Origin of the sequence: Xanthomonas sp. PPL134 (assembly GCF_040595915.1) — a bacterium.
Classification (GTDB): domain Bacteria; phylum Pseudomonadota; class Gammaproteobacteria; order Xanthomonadales; family Xanthomonadaceae; genus Xanthomonas_A; species Xanthomonas_A indica.
The window spans coordinates 1-18874 of sequence record NZ_JAMDLL010000013.1 but is presented as its reverse complement, the minus strand read 5'-3'; the positions used below and the strand labels follow the sequence as shown (position 1 = coordinate 18874).

At 66.8% G+C, this 18874-nt stretch carries 9 protein-coding genes and 1 pseudogene; 7 read left to right on the top strand and 3 right to left on the bottom strand.

The features are described from left to right. Positions 1-75 precede the first annotated feature (75 nt). The 3 genes from M3U25_RS17660 to M3U25_RS17650 all read left to right on the top strand — a co-directional run bounded on the left by M3U25_RS17660 (position 76) and on the right by M3U25_RS17650 (position 3535). Positions 76-1185 (top strand): type IV secretion system protein, encoded by a 1110-nt coding sequence (locus tag M3U25_RS17660; protein ID WP_355496527.1) that lies wholly within the window; start codon positions 76-78, stop codon positions 1183-1185. A 60-nt stretch (positions 1186-1245) separates the two neighbouring features. Continuing rightward, positions 1246-1680, top strand: coding sequence for a DUF4189 domain-containing protein (locus tag M3U25_RS17655; RefSeq protein ID WP_355497711.1), 435 nt, complete (start codon positions 1246-1248; stop codon positions 1678-1680). A 244-nt stretch (positions 1681-1924) separates the two neighbouring features. Continuing rightward, a complete protein-coding gene (locus tag M3U25_RS17650) occupies positions 1925-3535 on the top strand; it encodes an alpha-glucosidase family protein (protein WP_355496530.1) in 1611 nt (536 codons plus the stop codon). Positions 3536-4371: 836 nt separating this feature from the next. On the opposite strand, the gene M3U25_RS17645 is transcribed toward M3U25_RS17650, so the two are convergent. After that, positions 4372-7134: a TonB-dependent receptor gene (locus M3U25_RS17645; RefSeq protein WP_355496533.1), complete on the bottom strand. Its 2763-nt coding sequence runs from the start codon at positions 7132-7134 to the stop codon at positions 4372-4374. A 492-nt stretch (positions 7135-7626) separates the two neighbouring features. Continuing rightward, positions 7627-9650: pseudogene (locus M3U25_RS17640) on the bottom strand (glycoside hydrolase family 97 protein); the annotation flags it as partial. Positions 9651-9974: 324 nt separating this feature from the next. On the opposite strand from M3U25_RS17640, the gene M3U25_RS17635 reads away from it, so the two are divergent. From M3U25_RS17635 to M3U25_RS17625, 3 genes are read left to right on the top strand one after another with little or no spacing between them, the layout of a single operon-like run. Continuing rightward, on the top strand, positions 9975-12176 hold the full coding sequence (locus M3U25_RS17635) for a Six-hairpin glycosidase-like protein (RefSeq protein ID WP_355496536.1): 2202 nt from the start codon (positions 9975-9977) through the stop codon (positions 12174-12176). After that, positions 12173-13657, top strand: a complete 1485-nt coding sequence (locus tag M3U25_RS17630; protein ID WP_355496539.1) for an MFS transporter — start codon at positions 12173-12175, stop codon at positions 13655-13657. Before M3U25_RS17635 ends, M3U25_RS17630 begins: the two co-directional genes overlap by 4 nt. A gap of 8 nt (positions 13658-13665) precedes the next feature. After that, positions 13666-15339 carry an alpha-amylase family glycosyl hydrolase gene (locus M3U25_RS17625; protein WP_355497714.1) on the top strand — a complete coding sequence of 558 codons (1674 nt, stop codon included), beginning with the start codon at positions 13666-13668 and terminating at the stop codon, positions 15337-15339. A gap of 101 nt (positions 15340-15440) precedes the next feature. On the opposite strand, the gene M3U25_RS17620 is transcribed toward M3U25_RS17625, so the two are convergent. Next, positions 15441-16505 carry a LacI family DNA-binding transcriptional regulator gene (locus M3U25_RS17620; RefSeq protein WP_355496542.1) on the bottom strand — a complete coding sequence of 355 codons (1065 nt, stop codon included), beginning with the start codon at positions 16503-16505 and terminating at the stop codon, positions 15441-15443. Positions 16506-16856: 351 nt separating this feature from the next. On the opposite strand from M3U25_RS17620, the gene thrS reads away from it, so the two are divergent. Then, positions 16857-18761: a threonine--tRNA ligase gene (thrS, locus tag M3U25_RS17615; protein ID WP_263392762.1), complete on the top strand. Its 1905-nt coding sequence runs from the start codon at positions 16857-16859 to the stop codon at positions 18759-18761. Positions 18762-18874: the final 113 nt, after the last annotated feature.

Sequence of the window (18874 nt, the reverse complement as noted above, 5' to 3'; positions counted from 1 at the left end):
CGCTGCCCGATTCATTGAAAGGAATCGATCAGCAAAAAGCAGCTCAGCGATGAGCGTCTGCGTTACGGAGCGGTCATGGGATTTCTCGATAGTTTCAGCAACTACGCGTTTTTTACGCTCATCAACAACTTTCTGCGCGATGAGATCGACTATTTCCAATGGTCGCTGCTGATCCGCATGTCATGGTGGGTCACCGTGACCGCGATGAGCGCGTTGACGCTGTGGATCCTGTTGAAGGGCTATCGAGTCGCAACCGGGCAGTCGCGCGAATCGGCCATGGAACTGGTGGTGACCTCGCTACGCGCCGCGTTGATCATCGGCGTGGCGATGAGCATGGTGTCCGCTGCCAGGCCTGGAGCGACAACCGGTGATGCGGCGATGGACGGGCTCTACTGGAGGCTGACCGACGGGCTCAGCAGTGCGATCGTGAAGACCGTGACCGGCAGCTCCGAGAGCCCCTACGCCGCGATCGATAAGAATCTCGCGCTGATGCAGGTGGCCATGACCAGCATCGATCAAATCAATACCGCTGGCGACGCCGAGCGTGAAAAGGAGAAGGATCGCGCGCGACTCTTTACCGGTCTAGGCATGGCCGGGCCTGGCGTCGTGGGTGGTTCGCTGTTGCTGCTGAACAAGCTGGCCATGGCGCTGTTCATTGGCTTTGGGCCCTTGTTCATCCTTTGCCTGTTATTTGATGTCACCAAGTCCCTGTTCCAGAAGTGGCTGATGTACGGAATCGGGACGGTCTTCTCGCTGGCGGTCCTGAGCTTCACTGTTGGTCTTGCAACGAAAGTCATCGCGGCAGTGGGAGCGGGTTTTCTCGCCACATGGGCTGCGTCCAACGGGACAGGCGAAGGCGTCAGCAGCATGGCGTTGCAACAAGGAGGAATCGGCTTGGTGTTGAGCACGCTGATCATCACGGCACCGCCGATGGCGGCTGCGTTCTTCCAGGGGACGCTGGGCCAGTTCTCGCCTTACTCGGGATTGGGTCAGGTAGGTAGGGATCCAGCATCTGGAAGACCGTATTCGCCACAGTCGCCTGGCAATGATTCCCCCTATCGAGGCAGCGATTTCAGTCCGTCCAACTCTGTTACGCAAAATCATGCGCTGAGGCAGCCTGCCTTCTCCTCTGATGCGAGTGGCCAGACGGGCACTGGCAGATACAGGCCTCAGGATATCGGGTAATCAAGTTTGGAGGTTGCTGTGAAAGCCATCGTATTTCTATCTTGCCTGTTACTCAGCCCGATGGCGTTTGCGCAAACGGCATGTCCATCCGGAGTAGCGCCTGGTAGTCCTCAATGTGGTCCAAGTCCTGGCGGTGATGACGCTCCTGCGCGTCCGACAGGAGAGTGGATTAAAACGTGGGGTGCTATCGCGACTGCGTCCAGTGGAGATATCGGAAGCAGTACCGGTAGATTTTCCGAAAAGGATGCTGAGGTTGGCGCGCTGAAAAGATGTGCTGATCTCGGTAATTCGGATTGCAAGGTTGCGTTCACCTATAAGAACCAATGCGTAGCCGTCGTCCAGGGTCCCGACGGCTCCGGGGTAGGAAAGATAGTAAGTGGTGTAAGTGTCGAGGCGGCTACCAAAGAGGCGCTGCGTCGGTGTAAGCAGGCTTCCGGTTCTGAGTGTGTTGTCAGAGGTACGGATTGCTCAGAGGCTCAATTTAAGAAGTATTGATGCGAAAGACATTAACTTGATGCTGAGCGGTTTGTTGTTTTTATCGACTTCCAAGTCAGTGCTTGTGCATGCCTGATTAAGGTTTCAGTGATGCCCTATGGGTGCCGGCTTCTAGTGGCTTTTATGTGTCTCTTGGCGTGAATACGTATGCATCCACGTCTGAACTTGAGGCATCAACGCTACTCTAACGCAGCGTTTCGCGTGCCTGCCGCACGCGTGATCTCTGCCCGAAGGGGGGCGTTGCATGTCTCAGGCTCCATGGTGGCGCGGTGCCGTCATCTATCAGATCTATCCGCGTAGCTTCCTCGACGCCAACGGCGACGGTATCGGCGACCTGCCGGGCATCGTGCGCAAGCTGGACTACATCGCGGCATTGGGCGTGGATGCGATCTGGATCTCGCCGTTCTTCAAGTCGCCGATGGCCGATTTCGGCTACGACATCGCCGATTACCGCGAGGTCGATCCGCTGTTCGGCACCATGGCCGACTTGGATGCCTTGCTGGCCAAGGCGCATGCGCTGGGCTTGAAGGTGATGATCGACCAGGTGCTCAGCCATACCTCGGTGGAGCACGACTGGTTCAAGGAGAGCCGGCAGAGCCGCGACAATCCCAAGGCCGATTGGTACGTGTGGGCCGATGCGCGCGAGGATGGGACGCCGCCGAACAACTGGCTGTCGATCTTCGGCGGTGTGGCGTGGCAGTGGGAGCCGCGCCGCGGGCAGTATTACCTGCATAACTTCCTGGCCTCGCAGCCGGATCTGAACTTCCACAATCCGCAGGTGCAGCAGGCGACGCTGGACAACGTGGAGTTCTGGCTGGCGCGCGGCGTGGACGGCTTCCGGCTGGATGCGATCAATTTCTGCTTCCACGATCCGCAACTGCGCGACAACCCGCCCAAGCCGCCGGAAAAGCGCGTCGGCCGCGGCTTCAGCCCGGATAACCCGTACGCGTTCCAGTATCACTACTACAACAATACGCAGGCGGAGAATCTGCCGTTCCTGCAGAAGCTGCGCAGCTTGCTCGACCGCTATCCGGGGACGGTGAGCCTCGGCGAGATCTCGTCGGAAGATTCGCTGGCGACCACGGCCGAATACACGCGCGCCGGTCACCTGCACATGGGCTACAGCTTCGAACTGCTGACCGACGATTTCAGCGCCGCCTACATCCGCGAGACGGTCTCGCGCCTGGAAGCGGCGATGACCGAAGGCTGGCCGTGCTGGGCGATTTCCAACCACGACGTGCAACGCGCGGTGACGCGCTGGGGGCAGGGTGCCGAGACACCGGCCTTCGCGCGCATGCTGATCGCGATGCTGTGTTCGCTCCGTGGCTCGGTCTGCCTCTACCAGGGCGAGGAACTGGGCCTGGGCGAGGCCGAGGTGCCGTTCGAGGCGTTGCAGGATCCCTACGGCATCGCGTTCTGGCCGAATTTCAAGGGCCGCGATGGATGCCGGACGCCGCTGCCGTGGGACGCCGGCGAGCAGGCCGGCTTCAGCAGCGGTACGCCCTGGCTGCCGATTGCACCGGCGCACCGCGCGCAATCGGTGGCGGCGCAGGAGGCCGACCCGCAGTCGGTCCTGCATGCGATCCGTCGGTTCCTGGCCTGGCGCAAGCACCATCTGGCGCTGCGCGAGGGCGACATCGTATTCCACGAGACCGCCGAGCCCGTGCTGATGTTCGAACGTCGCCACGCCGCGCAAACCTTGCTGCTGGCGTTCAATTTATCTGCCGAGGCCGTTGACGTGGCGGTGCCGGATGGCGCTTGGCAAGCGCTGGAGGTACCGGGTGTGGAGCCTGGGGCCATCGGCGAGCGCTTGCGTCTGCCTGGCTACGCAATGGTGTGCCTGCAGGGCGCGTGAGCGCAGGCCGAGCGCTGTCGAGGGACATGCCGCATCGCGGACGATGCGGTTGCGACATCGCAAAGAGTGCCGGGCGATCAACCGATGGCCCGGCGTGCCTCGCGCCGGATGAGGCCGTATGTGCGCGGCGACGATGCTGGCGTCCGAGCAAGCAGCGCTGGTCGATCAGCAGAGCCAGCACCTGGGAGTGGCACATCGCGCTGGCCGCGATCCTGGCAATTGCAGCGCCGGGGCACTAGTGCACGCGTCGTCGCCGATAGCAGCGATTTCCGGGAAACTGAAAACCGGTCGGGAGACTGGCCTTGCTGGTCTCCACGACAGGCAGTTCCACTCCGCCGCGTTGCCAGGCGCCGGTCATTCAACGCGAATCCGTCATGATCGCTACGCCGGCGAGCCGCGCAGCGCCGTCACGACGTTCGCGCACCGCTCCGATCCGAGATGCCACCTTTCCTCACCGCGCGAACGGTTGCGCGCTCCCGTGGCCTTCTGGCTGCAAGCCTGCGTTGACAGTGGCGTGGTCGACTTCGATCCGCCGCCCTGCACCGCCTCGTCACGGTCCCGCTCCTCGGAGTGAGATCAGGCTGGTCGGTCCGGAGTGCCGACTCGAATGTGTTGGCATGGTGCTTCCCGGCACACGAGAGGGTCGATAGGTGCCCTACAGGCCGCTCAGCTTTATCTCATTCGGCAAAAAAGACCCCACGCGGCTGCGCGATCCTCCTTTCAACCGTGCGCATCTTTGCGTCGCGCCAGTCGACACCACCGCATCCGGCACCCGTCCAACGAAAAACGCCCGCCGGGTGCGCCTGCGGGCGTCGGTTGCAGCCGCTACGCGGGCCTCAGAACTTGTAGTTCACGCCCAGCATGTAGGTGCGCCCCCATTCGACGTATTCCAGCGGGCGGTCCTTGGTGCCGGCGTACGTGCGGTAGGGCGAGTTGCTCAGGTTGCTCGCCTGCAGCAGCAGGCTCAGCCCGGCCAGGGTGCTGCCGTCGGCGAAGGTGTAGCTGACCTGTGCGTCGGTGACGTTTTCGCCGACCACGTAGCGCAGCGTGCGGTTGCCGTTGAAGTTGCCGATCTCGCCGATGAAGTCCGAACGCCGGCGCTGGCTGACCCGGGCCTCGAAGCCGTTGCGCTCGTAGTAGGCCGTGAAGTTGTACACGTGCTTGGACAGGCCGGGCAGGCTGATCGGATCCGAGCCGACGCTGGAGGCGCTTTCGGGATCGAGGATCTTGATGTCGCTGTCGTTGAAGGTCGCGCTGGCCTGCACGCCGAAGCCGCGCAGGCTGTCGGTGAACATGTCCAGCGGCAGCGAGGCGGTCAGCTCCAGGCCGCGCAGGGTGCCGCCCTTGCCGTTCTGTGGCGAGGAGAAGGTGCCGGTGGTCTGCACCGGTACGGTCATGCCCGGCGGGCGCACATAGCTGGCGAGCAGGGCGGAAAAGTCGTAGTCGTCGCGCGACTGCGTATAGATGTAGCTCTTCAGGTCCTTGTAGAACACCGCGGCCGCCACGTAGGCCTTCTCGCCGAAGTATTTTTCGTACGACAGGTCCAGCGCGTTGGCGCGCCACGGGTCGAGCAGGGGATTGCCGCCGCTGCCACCGGGCTTGCCGGTGGAGGTGTCGACGCCGAAGTCCAGGCCGGCGCGCATCTGGTCCACGCGCGGCCGCGCCACCTGCTTGGCCGCGGCGAAGCGCAGGGTCTGCTGGTGCGGGAACAGGAAGGCCAGGTTGAGGCTCGGCAGCCAGTCGTTGTAGGTCTTGCCGGCATCGATCGGCAGCACGTTCTGGCCTGCCGGGCGGGACTGGTCGAAGTAGCTGGATTGCGAGCTCTGGTCGGCATGCTGCAACTGCACGCCGACGTTGCCGCGCACCCCGACCTCGCCGATGTCGGTGTTGATGTTGGCGCGGAGCCAGGCCGTGGTGATCTTCTCCTGCACGGTCCACGATTTCGGGATCAGGTAGTCCAGGTTGGTGACCGGATTGAAGGTCATGTAGCGCGCGACCGCCGCCGGCACGTTCCAGGCGGGGATCGTGCCGATGCCGGCGAAGCCGAGGTTGACCGGGTCGTACTGCAGGTCGCTGGCGATGCTGGTGTCGCCCTGCGCGCCGAGCAGGATGTTGCCTTCGGCCTGGGTCTTCTGCTTGCGCCGGTCGGCGTAGTTCACGCCCACGTCGATGTCCGAGAACCAGGTCAGCGCCTGCGGCGCCGGCAGGGTCGCCGCCAAGCGGCCGCCCTTCAGGCGGTCCTCGACCTCCGGCACCTTGCCGTAGCCGGAACCGTAGATGGTGTTGGTCAGGAACAGGTCGTTCGGATTGGAGTAGTCGCGGCCCGGCGTGATCTGCGAGAAGCCGTTTGGATGGACGGTGATACCGATCGAATCGAACTGCGGTCGTGGGATCAGCTGCAGGTTATTTTCGAGGTTTAGTTCGTCCCGGGTGGCCTTGGAATAGTTCAGGTCCGCCACCAGCCTGACGCTCCCCAGATTCAACTCGTTGTTCCAGCCGAACGCGTCGATCTTGTCCTTGCGCTTGTTGTACATGCCGCGGACAAGTGGATAGGCATTGTTGATGGTGCCACCGGTGAATGTACCGTCCGCGTTACGGCTGACATTCGTGAATATTGGGAGAATGGCAGCAGGATTGTTTGGATCCTCGCCATTGCCGCTCAGACTGAGTTCGAACTGATTGGCGGTGTCGATCTGCTCGGCTTCGGTATGGAACGCGTCGAAGGTGCTGGTCCAACTGCTGGATGGGCGGAACTGCACGGTCGCCATCACGCCGTCGCGTTTGTTATTGCCCGTCCGGCGCAATGCTTTGATGCCGTCTGAGAAGAAGGTGCCTTGCGGAACACCTCGGCGCGCGCCCTTGTCTGTATTTTCGGTGCTCCACGGCTCGTACAGGCCGACCTGGTTCTCCTGGATCGGCATATCGCTGTGGGCATAGCCGATCGAGAAGCCCAGGGTGTTGTCCAGGAACTGGTCGATGTAGCTGGCGCTGAAGCGGTTGCCGAAGGCGTCGACATCGGCGGCCTTGCCGAGCGAGCTCTTCTGCAGGCGGCCACTGATCGCGATCACCCGGTCCGGGAAGCTCAGCGGGCGCACGGTCTGCATGTCGATGGTGCCGGACAGGCCCTGGCCGACCAGGCCGGCATCGGGCGTCTTGTACACGGTCACGCCGTTGACCAGCTCCGAGGGGTACTGGTCGAACTCGACGCTGCGGTTGTCGCCGGTGCTGACCACTTCGCGGCCGTTGAGCAGGGTGGTGGCGAAATCGGGCGACAGGCCGCGCACGCTGATCACCTGGGCGCGGCCGGCGACGCGCTGCGCGGCCAGGCCGGGCAGGCGGCCGAGCGATTCGGCGATGCTCACGTCCGGCAGCTTGCCGATGTCCTCGGCCGAGATCGCCTCGACGATGGACGTGGCGTCCTGCTTGACCGCGATGGCGTTCTCGATGCCGCGGCGAATGCCGGTCACCTGGACCTTGTCCAACTCGGTGACCGGATTGGCGGACGTGGCGGCGGTGGTATCGGATTGTGCGGCGGCCAGCATCGGCGTCATCGCGACGGCCAGCGCCAGCGTCAGCGCGTTGCGCTTGTGGTTCAACATTTTCCCCTCCCAGGCAATGTTGTCTTGCGAATGTCTGAACCGGCGAGGCGGCCGGATGTGCGTGTCGCGCAGCCGCAGGGCGGTGTCGCGATTGCGCTGTATGGTAGACACGCGGCCTGGTTGCGAACGCCCGCTGCATACGTATTCACTGGCGTGCATCGCATTGGAAGCGCTTTCAGGATCGCACTGTCGTGCGCCGGGCGCTATGCCGGTGCCGACAGGAACGTGCGTGCGTTGCGCAGCCGATGTCGCCATCGCGCACGCGCGAATGCCGTGCGGCAGGCGATGCCGCGGTGCGTGCAGGCGTAAGCCTGGCCCGGTGTGACCGAGCGGGGCGATAACGCCTGGCCGACGCCAATGCCGATGTCACGCGCGCTGACGCTTTCTGTTCGTGCGCGGCAGTGCGGCGCCGGGTACAGCAGGAGGTGACCAGGCACCGAGCGCCGCCGCCGCCGGTGTGTCGCTGGCGGCGGCCTGCGCACAGGGAGTGCGCTAGCGCGATGCGGCCGTGCCGGCGGAGTTCGGAGCGGGATCCAGCGGGACGAAACGGATCGCCTGGCCGCCGCCGGGCGCCAGTTTCACCTGCAGTTGATCGGCGCTGGTGACGACGCGCTGCTCGCGCACGAAGTCGAACGGGTTGTGCTGGTAGTCGGCGGCATCGCCGTCGCGGTAGATCTCGGCACGGTAGCGCACGCCCGGCTCGAGGAAGCCCAGCGCGATCGGCAGCACGCGGCCATGCGCGTCGGTGATGCTGCCGAGGAACCAGTCGCGGCTGTGGCGATCCTTGCGCACGATGGTGACGTAATCGCCGATCTCGCCGTCGAGCACGCGGCTGTCGTCCCAGTCCACCGCCACGTCCTCGATGAAGCGGAAGGCGTCGCGGTGCTGTAGATAGTGCTCGGGCAGGTCGGCCGCCATCTGGATCGGGCTGTACAGGGTCACGTACAGCGCCAGTTGCCGCGCCAGCGTGCTCGGAATCGCGCGCCCGCCGCGGCCCTTCAGGCTGAGGATGCCGGGCGTGTAGTCCATCGGACCGGCCAGCATCCGCGTGAACACCAGATCGACTTCGTGCTCCGGCGGGTTCGGCGGTTCGCCCCAGGCGTTGTACTCCATCCCGCGCGCGCCTTCACGCGAAAGCCAGTTTGGATAGGTGCGGCGCAGGCCGGTGTCCTTGATCGGCTCGTGGGCATTGACCGAGAGGTGGCGCTTGGCCGCCTCCTGCACCACCTTCAGATGATGCCGGGCCATGAACTGGCCGTCGTGCCATTCGCGCCACAACGGGCCGCCAGCCGGATTGCGCCGGTCCACCTGGCCGTCCTCGCAGACATAGCCGGTCTTGAAGGTCCACGCCCAGCCGCGCGTACAGGTCCAGCGCCGCATCGAGCTGGTCTTCATAGTGCTCCACCGCGCAGCCGGTCTCGTGGTGGCCGATCAGGTGCACGCCCTTCTTCGCCGCATAGGCGCTGAGCGCGGCGATGTCGAAGTCCGCGGTGGGGCGGGTGAAGTCGAAGTCGTATCCGTTGCCGCCCCAGTTGCCGTCCCAGCCTGGGTTCCAGCCTTCCACCAGCACGCCACGGAAGCCGTGCGCCGCGGCAAAATCGATGTAGCGGCGGGTATTGGCGGTGGTGGCGGCATGCCTGGGGCCGCGCGCCCAGGTTTCCTGGTTCAGATGCATCGACCACCACACGCCCACGTACTTGGCCGGGTGCACCCAGCTCACGTCGCCCAGCGCGTTGGGTTCGTTGAGGTTGAGGATCAGGTTGGAGTCGACCAGGCCGCCGGCGGTGTCGCTGATCTGCAGCGTCCGCCACGGCGTGTCGAAGGGCAGGGCGCGACGGACCTTCCAGCCTTCTGTCGACGGCGACAATTGCGCGTGCAGGCGCTGTCCTTCGCCGCGGCGCAGCCACATGCCGGCGTAGTCGACCAGGGCGGCTTCGTGGATGGCCAGGTGCAGGCCGTCCTGGCTGCGCAGGGTGAACGGCGTGTGCGCCAGCGGCACCTCGCGCAGCGGCGTGTGCCGGTACAGATACTCGTAGTGGATGGTGCCGCCGGCGGGGGAATCCACCAGGCAGTCGCTTCGGGGACGATGTCGAACTCGGTCAGTTCCTCGTCGATGATCGCTTCCTGCATGCCAGCCTGTCGCGGGAAGCTGTAGCGGAAGCCGAGCCCGTCGTCGTAGACGCGGAACACCACCGCGAAGCGGCGCTGGCGGCCGCCGCGCTCGCCCAGCTCCACGCGCAACTCGTTGTAGTGATTGCGCACGTAGCGACGCTCGCCCCAGGGCTGTTCCCAGGTCTCGTCGACGCTGCGGCTGCGTTGATCCAGCACGGCCAGGTCGCGGTCCAGGCTGCCGTCGCGCAACTGGAAGCCGAGCCGCGAGTCGCCGACCACGGGTTCGCCCAGGCGCAGCACGCGGTAGCTGGGCGGCCGTCGTCCAGTTGCAGCGAGACCTGCAGGACCTTGCCGGGCGAATCGACGCTGGCCACGGTCTGCGGCGCGGCGTGCAGCTGTGCTGCGGCGCACAACAATACGCCCGCCAGCAGCGACGCCAGGCGCAGCGTCGGACGCAGTTGCGACAAAACATGAAGCGGCAGCGGCATCTCCCCTCCCAAGGCGACCGTGGCACCACAACGACTATAGCCAGGCGTTCCCTTGCAGCCCGCGGCCTGCGCGATGAATACGTATGCAACTGCACGCGCCACGGTGCCGCCCGTCTACCATGTCCGCAGCGCCCCGCGATGCGGAGGCGGCGACCGTAGCGCCGGCATGCCGGCCTGCGCTTCCACCATGCAGGCAAAGAGGGAGGGAGGTCGATCGGTGCGAGCCGGTCTGCCGCTTCGATGCTGAAGATGATCTGCTTGGCCGCCACCTTGGGTGCTGCGGCGTCGGCGTCTGCTGGACAGACGTCATTGCAACGGCGTGGCCAGACCGCGCGGGCCCAGGCCACGGCCGACGGCGGCTTCGTGCTGCACGCGGTGCAGGGCACGCGCACGGTGCCGGCACAGCCACTGCGCAGCGAGACCGACAGTCCGCTGTTCGATGCGCTGTTCGCGCTGGCGCAGCAGGAGTTGCGCGACGACCAAGTGCAGGCGATCCGCGACCCGGCGTTCGATCACGGCAAGCCCTTGCCGTGCGATTGCTACCAGACCGGCGAGCGCTGGCCCTATGTGTGGACCCGCGACGTCAGCTATGCCGCGGACCTGGCCCTGGCGCGGCTGGATCCGGAGCGCACGCGGCGCTCGCTGCGCTTCAAGCTGTCGCCGATGCGTGGCGCCGACGCGCTGCCGGGGCTGTTCGTGGCGCAGGACACCGGCTCCGGCGGCAGTTGGCCCGTGAGCAGCGATCGCGTGGTGTGGTTCCTGGCCGCACGACACCTGCTGGACGAACCGGGCTTCGCCGCCGACACCCGCGCCGCGCTTGCCGCCACGCTGGCGCAGGACCGCGCGTTTGCGTTCGACCCGCGCATCGGCCTGTACCGTGGCGAGACCTCGTTCCTGGACTGGCGCGAGCAGACCTATCCGGCCTGGACCCGCGAGGACGTCGGCTTCATCGCCAGTTCCTTCGCGTTGTCGACCAACGTGCTGCACTATCAGGCGCTGCGCCTGGGCGAGCGCCTGGCGCGGGAGCAGGGCGACACGCGGGCGGCCATGCGCTACGCCGGCTGGGCCGATGCGCTGCGCCAGGCGATCGCGCAGCGCTTCTGGCGTGAGGACCGCGGCAGCTACGTCAGCTACATCGGCACGGCCGAGCACCCGGTGCGCTACGAACGCTACGATCTGCTGGGCCTGTCGCTGGCGGTGCTGGCCGACGTGCTGCCGCCCGAGCGCGCGCGCCAGGCGCTGGCGCGCTATCCCGCGGTGGAGGCGGGCAGCCCGGTGGTGTGGCCGCAGCAGCGCGAGGTGCCGATCTACCACAACCGGGCGATCTGGCCGTTCGTCAGCGCCTATGCGCTACGCGCGGCGCGGCACACCGACGACAGTGCGCGCATCGACCTGGAAGTGCGCTCGCTGTTGCGCGGTGCCGCGCTGGCCGGCTCGAACATGGAGAACTACGAGTTCCTGAGCCAGGCCGCGCATGTCGACGACGGTCCGCTCAGCGGCCCGGTGGTCAATTCGCCCCGGCAACTCTGGTCGGTGGCCGGCTACCTGGCGATGGTGATCGAGGGCGTGTTCGGCGTGGAGGACGACGGCCGCGTGCTGCCCAAGCTGCCGACCAGCCTGGTGCCGCTGCTGTTCGGCGAGCGCCAGGAAATCGCGTTGCAGCTGCAGGACCGGCGCATCGTGCTGCGGCGGCCGGCGCAGTTGCAGGGCGATCTGCTGATTGCCGGCAAGACCCGGCGTCAGGACGGCGTGACCACCGTCGACCTGGTGCCGCACCAAAGCGGCAGCGCACCCCTGCAGATGCTGACGGCCGAAGACGCCTTCGCGCCGCTGGCACCGTCGGCACCGCAGGTGCGGCGCGAAGCGCAAGGCTGGCGCGTGCAGGCGGCCGCGGACACAGTGCTGTATGTCGATGGGCAGGCGCACACCGGGAATGCCGACGGCGCGCTGCTGCCGCTGTCCGAGCGCGTGCAGTGCCTGAGCCTGACCCGGCGCGGGACGCGTTGGGAATCGCTGCACAGTCCCACCGTCTGCGTCGGCGACGTTGCGCGCGTGGACGGTGCCGACGCCTGGACGTGGACGGCGCCGCGCGATGGCGCGTACCGGCTGAGCCTGCGCTACGTCAATGCGCATGGCCCGATCAACACCGGTGTCACCGCGGCGGTCAAGCGCCTGCAGGTGCAGTGCGGCGCGGCGCCACCGCAGACGCAGCCGCTGGTGATGCCGCACAGCGTGGGCGAGCAGACCTCCACCGCCGCCGTGTTCACGCTGCAGACCCGGCAGCGCTGTCGCGCACGGCTGGTGCCGGCGGCGAACATGAGTGCGCTGCAGCACTTCGCGCGCTACACCGGAGGGCAGGGCGGCGCCGATGGCGTGGTCAATGCCGCCGACGTCGTCGCACTGTTGATCGCGCCGATCGGCGCTGCCGGAGGTCGCCCATGAGGGACGTGGCCCGCGCCAAGCCGGCGCTGTCGTTCTGGCAGATCTGGAACATGTGTTTCGGCTTCCTGGGCATCCAGTTCGGCTTCGCCCTGCAGAACGCCAATGCCAGCCGCATCTTCCAGACCCTGGGCGCGGACATGGAGCAGGTGCCGGGACTGTGGATCGCCGCACCGCTGACCGGCCTGATCGTGCAGCCGATCGTCGGTTACCTGTCCGACCGCACCTGGAACCGCTTCGGCCGGCGTCGGCCGTACTTCATGGTCGGCGCGCTGTTCACCACGCTCGCCTTGCTGGTGATGCCGAACTCGCCGGCGCTGTGGGTGGCGGCCGGGATGCTGTGGGTGCTCGACGCCTCGATCAACATCTCGATGGAGCCGTTCCGCGCGTTCGTCGGCGACCAGCTGCCGCCGCGCCAGCGCGCCAGCGGCTATGCGATGCAGAGCTTCTTCATCGGCGTCGGCGCGGTGGTGGCGAGCATGCTGCCGTGGCTGCTGGCGCATTGGGGCGTGAGCAACACCGCCGCTCCCGGCGAGGTGCCGGCAACGGTACGCTACGCGTTCTATTTCGGCGGCGCAGTGCTGTTCCTGTCCATCGGCTGGACCGTGCTGCGCACCCGCGAGTATCCACCCGAGGACCTGCACGGCTGCGACGTCGCCACGTCGGCCGCCACGGCGGCGCAACCGCGCCGTGTCGATGGCGCCGCTGCGCTGTGGTGCGCGGTGGGCATTGCTGGGGCGGTGGCCATCGCCTTCAGCGATGGCGATCGCATGCTCTACGTGCTGGCCGGGCTGTGCCTCGGCTACGGCGTGCTGCAGGGCATGGCGCCGCGCCTGCGCCGTGGGCACATGCTGGCGTCCATCGTCTGCGATCTGCAGACCATGCCGCAGGCGATGCGGCGCCTGGCCTGGGTGCAGTTTTTCTCCTGGTTCGCCCTGTTCGCGATGTGGATCTATACCACCGCCGCGGTCACCCAGACCCACTACGGCACCCACGATGCGACCTCGGCCGCCTACAACGACGGGGCAAACTGGGTCGGCGTGCTGTTCGCCGCCTACAACGGCTTCGCCGCACTGGCCGCGATCGCCATTCCGCTGCTAGTGCGCGCCTGTGGGCTGCGCATGAGCCATCTGCTCAACCTGTGCCTGGGTGCGGCCGGCCTGCTGTCGTTCCTGTGGATCCGCGATCCGCAGTGGCTGCTGCTGTCGATGGTCGGCGTGGGCTTCGCCTGGGCCTCGATCCTGTCGCTGCCCTACGCCTTGCTGTCGGACAGCGTGCCGGCGGCGAAGATGGGCGTGTACATGGGCATCTTCAATTTCTTCATCGTGATCCCGCAGTTGGTCGCGGTCAGCGTGCTGGGCTTCGTGCTCACGCACTGGCTCGGCGGCCGGCCGCTGTACGCGCTGGCGATCGGCGGCGGCAGCCTGCTGGTGGCGGCGCTGTGCATGCTGTGGGTGCCGTCGGATTCGGGAGCAAATGCATGATTGATCGGATGTCGCTGTTGGCGCTGGCCCTGCTGGGTGCCTGCGCTGCATCGGCGCAGGCCCAGGCGCCGGCGCAGGAGGAGTTCTATGGCACGCTGGAACCGTTCGCCAGCGAGGCGGTGTACTTCGTGGTCACCGATCGCTTCGTCAACGGCGACCCGGGCAACGATCATCGCGACCAGGGCGGCGCGCATCGCACCTTCGACATCCCGATCCCGGCGCCGCCGGGCGAGAGCGACAACATCGGCTACCTCGGCGGCGACTTCAAGGGCGTGGTCGACAACGCCGGCTACATCCGCGACCTGGGCTTCGGCGCGGTGTGGATCACCCCGATCGTCGACAACCCGGACGAGGCCTTCACCGGCGGCAGGCCGATCACCTGGGGCAGCTCGCTGAGCGACCGCGGCAAGACCGGCTACCACGGCTACTGGGGCGTCAACTTCTACAAGCTCGACGAGCATCTGCCGAGCCCGGGCCTGGATTTCGCCGGCTTCACCCAGGCCATGCACGCGCAGCAGCTGAAGGTGGTGCTGGACATCGTCGGCAACCACGGCTCGCCGGCCTGGACCATGCCCAAGCGCCAGCCGATGTTCGGCCAGGTGTTCGACCGCGACGGCAAGCTCATCGCCGATCACCAGAACCTGCCGCCGTCCAGGCTCGACCCGGCGCACAACCCGCTGCACGCGTTCTACAACACCAGCGGCAACCTGGCGCAGTTGTCCGATTTCAACGAGCGCAACCCGGCGGTGATGGAGTATCTGGTCGGCGCCTACTCGCAATGGCTGGGGCAGGGCGCCGACGCGTTCCGCATCGACACCATCGGCTGGATGCCGGACAGCTTCTGGCACGAGTTCGTGCGCCGCATCCGCGCGCAGCGCCCGGGCATGTTCATGTTCGGCGAGGACTTCGACTACAGCGCGCACAAGATCGCCGGCCACACCTGGGCCGGCAACGCCGGCGTCAGCGTGCTGGATTTCCCGCTCAAGCAGGCGCTGGCGGCGACGTTCGGCCACGCCCGGCGCGGCTACGAGACGCTGCAGCCGGCGCTGTACCTGGAGCGCGGCCCGTACGCCAATCCGTACGAGCTGATGACCTTCTACGACAACCACGACATGGCGCGACTGGACGCCAGCGACGCCGGTTTCATCGACGCGCACAACTGGCTGTTCACCGCGCGCGGCATCCCGGTGATCTACTACGGCTCGGAGACCGGCTTCATGCGTGGCCGCGCCGAGCATGCCGGCAACCGCAACTACTTCGGCCAGGAGCGGGTGGATGCCGCCCCGTCCAGCCCGATCTTCGCGCCGCTGCGGCGCATCGCCACGCTGCGCCAGCGCAGCCCGGCACTGCAGCGCGGCCTGCAGCTCAACCTGCAGTTGTCCGGCGACGAGGCGGTGTTCTACCGGGTGTTCCAGCACGCGGGCAGCACCCAGACCGCGCTGGTGCTGCTGAACAAGAGCGACGCGCCACGCACGCTGGAGGTGCGCCGCTACCTGCAGCCCGGCACCTGGCACGACGGCTTCGACGGCAGCGCCACCGAGGTGTCCGATGCGTTGCGCGCCGAGGTGCCGGCACACGGCGTGCGCGTGTTCCTGTCCGATGCGCCGATCGTGCGCCCGGACCTGCGCGCGCGGCTGCGCTGGCTGATGGCGGCCAAGGACGGCGTCGCGCCGGCGCCCTGAGCGCGGCGGGGGCTGGCGCTACGTCGCCGCGCCTGCGTCACGGTCTTGATGCCCCGGCCCGCTGAGCGCCGGGGGCGCTGTCGGGACCCAAATGGACCGCGTCAGCTGCGCAGCGAGGAGCCGCGCAGCGCCAGCGTGACCGGCAGGGTGCGGCTGCTCACCGGCTGCCCGGCGATCTGCGCCAGCAAGGTGTCCACCAGCACCGCACCGGCCAGCTTGGTGTCCTGCTGCACCGTCGACAGCGCCGGATCGACGCTGGCGGCGACCGGGATATCGTCGAAGCCGGCCAGGGCCACGTCCTCGGGTACGCGCAGGCCGTGCTCGCGCAAGGCCTTCAACGCGCCGATCGCGATCAGGTCGCTGGCGGCGAACAGCGCATCGAAGCGCTCGCCGCGGCCGAGCAGGGCCAGGGCCGCCTCGTAGCCGGACTGCTCGGTGGTGATCGCATCGACCTGCAGTGCCGGCGTGGCGTCGGCGCCGGCCGCGCGCAGCGCCTGCAGATGGCCGCGGTAGCGTTCCAGGAATTCGGGGTAATGGTTGGAGGCGTCGCCGAGGAAGGCGATACGACGGCGGCCCTGCGCCAGCAGGTGCGCGGTGATGTCGTGGCCCCCCTGGAAGTTGTCGCTGCCGATCGACACTCCCGGCTGCCCGGGCAGCACCGCGCCCCAGCGCACGAAATGGGTGCCCTGGTCGACCAGGTGCTGCAGCCGCTGCTGCGCCTGCAGGTAGTCGCCGTAGCCGAGCAGGATCAGCCCATCGGCCTTCTGGCTGTCGCCGTAGTCCGCGCGCCAGTTGTCCGACAGTTGCTGGAACGACACCAGCAGGTCGTAGCAGTGACGGGCGCAGGCGCGGGTGATCGACCCCAGCATCGAGTGGAAGAACGGGTTGATCAGCGAGTCGTCGGTGGTCGGGTCTTCGAAGAACAGCAGCGCCAGGGTGCCGGCATTGCGCAGGCGCAGGCTGGAGGCGTGCTTGTCGACCTTGTAGTTCAGCTCGCGCGCGATCGCCAGGATCTTGCGCCGGGTCTGCTCGTTGACCGCCGGGCTGCCGCGCAGTGCGCGCGAGACCGTGGGTTGCGAAACGCCTGCCAGGTAGGCGATGTCCAGCGATGTGGCCTTGCCTTTGATGACGGCGCGTCCGTTGCGGAGAAAGCGAACGCCCAGCATGCCACGGCGGCCGCTGCAGCTCTTGCTGCGGCGCAGCGAGATTGGAGGCGCGCCAACGACGCCGGCGGTGTCCGGGAACGGCCCGTCCCGGGCCGCGCGCCAGCCTTGCCCGTGACCAATCGGTCGCTTTTGGTTTACTATCTGCCCACCATCTGATCCGGACATGGGTGGCCCGCGGCGACGCCGGCCGAGCGTGCGACATGAGCACTACCACCGCCCTCGCGTGAGTTCCCGCCCAAGGCTGTCCGAGCAGGCGCCCTTGTGGCGCCTTCTTTCTGTCCCGCGCCCAGTCGCGACTGCCACCACAGTGGCGTGGACGCCGTCCCACCGTTTCACTTTCCGCCGACACCCATGATCACGATCACGCTCCCCGACGGCAGCCGCCGCGAATTCGAACATCCCGTCAGCCCCATGGACGTGGCCCAGTCCATCGGTCCCGGCCTGGCCAAGGCCACCATTGCCGGCCAGGTCGACGGCCGCCTGGTCGACGCCTGCGACGTCATCGACCACGATGCCAGCCTGCGCCTGATCACCGCCAAGGACGCCGAGGGCGTGGAGATCATCCGCCACTCCTGCGCGCACCTGGTCGGCCACGCGGTCAAGCAGCTGTATCCCGAGGTCAAGATGGTGATCGGCCCGGTCATCGCCGAGGGCTTCTACTACGACATCTACAGCGAGCGCCCGTTCACCCCCGAGGACCTGGCGGCGATCGAGAAGCGCATGCAGGAACTGATCGCGCAGGACTACGACGTGATCAAGAAGGTCACTCCGCGCGCCGAGGTGATCGAGCTGTTCAAGCAGCGCGGCGAGGACTACAAGCTGCGCCTGATCGAGGACATGCCCGACGACGTCACCGCGATGGGCCTGTACTACCACCAGGAATACGTGGACATGTGCCGCGGCCCGCACGTGCCCAACACGCGCTTCCTCAAGGCGTTCAAGCTGACCCGCATCTCCGGCGCCTACTGGCGCGGCGACGCCAAGAACGAGCAGCTGCAGCGCATCTACGGCACCGCCTGGGCCGACAAGAAGCAGCTCGAGGCCTACATCCTGCGCATGGAAGAGGCCGACAAGCGCGACCACCGCAAGATCGGCAAGCAGCAGGACCTGTTCCACCTGCAGGAAGAGGGTCCGGGTCTGGTGTTCTGGCACCCCAAGGGCTGGTCGATCTGGCAGGTGGTCGAGCAGTACATGCGCAAGGTCTACCGCGACAGCGGCTACGGCGAGGTGCGCTGCCCGCAGATCCTGGACGTGTCGTTGTGGCAGAAGTCCGGCCACTGGGACAACTACCAGGACAACATGTTCTTCACCGAGTCGGAGAAGCGCACCTACGCGGTCAAGCCGATGAACTGCCCGGGTCACGTGCAGGTGTTCAACCAGGGCCTGCACAGCTACCGCGACCTGCCGATCCGCTACGGCGAGTTCGGCGCCTGCCACCGCAACGAGCCGTCCGGCGCGCTGCACGGCATCCTGCGCGTGCGCGGCTTCACCCAGGACGACGGCCACATCTTCTGCACCGAGCAGCAGATCGAGGCCGAGGTCACCGCCTTCCACCAGCAGGCGCTGAAGGTGTACGGCGACTTCGGCTTCGACGACATCCAGATCAAGATCGCCTTGCGCCCGGAAAAGCGCCTCGGCGACGACGCGACCTGGGACAAGGCCGAGGCTGCACTGCGCGCCGCGCTCGGCGCCTGCGGGGTGGAGTGGCAGGAACTGCCGGGCGAGGGCGCCTTCTACGGCCCGAAGATCGAGTACCACCTGAAGGACGCGATCGGCCGCACCTGGCAGCTCGGCACCATGCAGGTGGATTTCATGATGCCCGGCCGCCTCGGCGCCGAGTACGTGGACGAGCACAGCCAGAAGAAGCATCCGGTGATGCTGCACCGGGCCATCGTCGGCTCGATGGAGCGGTTCATCGGCATCCTGATCGAGCACCATGCCGGCATGTTCCCGGCCTGGCTGGCGCCGGTGCAGGCCGTGGTCATGAACATCACTGATGCTCAGGCAGACTATGTAGACAACGTGCGGAAACTCCTTGCAAATCAAGGCTTCCGCATCGAGGCCGATTTGCGGAACGAAAAAATCGGCTATAAGATTCGCGAACACACGCTGCAGCGGGTGCCGTACCTGTTGGTGGCGGGCGACCGCGAGACGGAAAACGGCGCGATTGCGGTCCGCACGCGATCGGGGGAGGATCTGGGCACCATGTCGGTCGCCGCCTTCGCCGAACGGCTGCGCGCCGAGCAGTTGGCGTGACACCACCCTGGCGCGGCCGGGCCCGCCGTCCGCGCCCGGGCGCTTGCCCTGGGCGGGTGGCGCCGCCGTACCCCCGGCCACCAACCCTCCCCCCCGCGCCCACAGGTCCCCGG

Excerpts from the sequence above, each read along its gene's own strand:
- M3U25_RS17635 (WP_355496536.1), top strand. The coding sequence starts at position 9,975 with ATGCTGAAGATGATCTGCTTGGCCGCCACCTTGGGTGCTGCGGCGTCG.
- M3U25_RS17660 (WP_355496527.1), top strand. The coding sequence starts at position 76 with ATGGGATTTCTCGATAGTTTCAGCAACTACGCGTTTTTTACGCTCATC.
- M3U25_RS17655 (WP_355497711.1), top strand. The coding sequence starts at position 1,246 with ATGGCGTTTGCGCAAACGGCATGTCCATCCGGAGTAGCGCCTGGTAGT.
- M3U25_RS17645 (WP_355496533.1), bottom strand. The coding sequence starts at position 7,134 with ATGTTGAACCACAAGCGCAACGCGCTGACGCTGGCGCTGGCCGTCGCG.
- M3U25_RS17650 (WP_355496530.1), top strand. The coding sequence starts at position 1,925 with ATGTCTCAGGCTCCATGGTGGCGCGGTGCCGTCATCTATCAGATCTAT.
- M3U25_RS17625 (WP_355497714.1), top strand. The coding sequence starts at position 13,666 with ATGTCGCTGTTGGCGCTGGCCCTGCTGGGTGCCTGCGCTGCATCGGCG.
- M3U25_RS17630 (WP_355496539.1), top strand. The coding sequence starts at position 12,173 with ATGAGGGACGTGGCCCGCGCCAAGCCGGCGCTGTCGTTCTGGCAGATC.
- thrS (WP_263392762.1), top strand. The coding sequence starts at position 16,857 with ATGATCACGATCACGCTCCCCGACGGCAGCCGCCGCGAATTCGAACAT.
- M3U25_RS17620 (WP_355496542.1), bottom strand. The coding sequence starts at position 16,505 with ATGCTGGGCGTTCGCTTTCTCCGCAACGGACGCGCCGTCATCAAAGGC.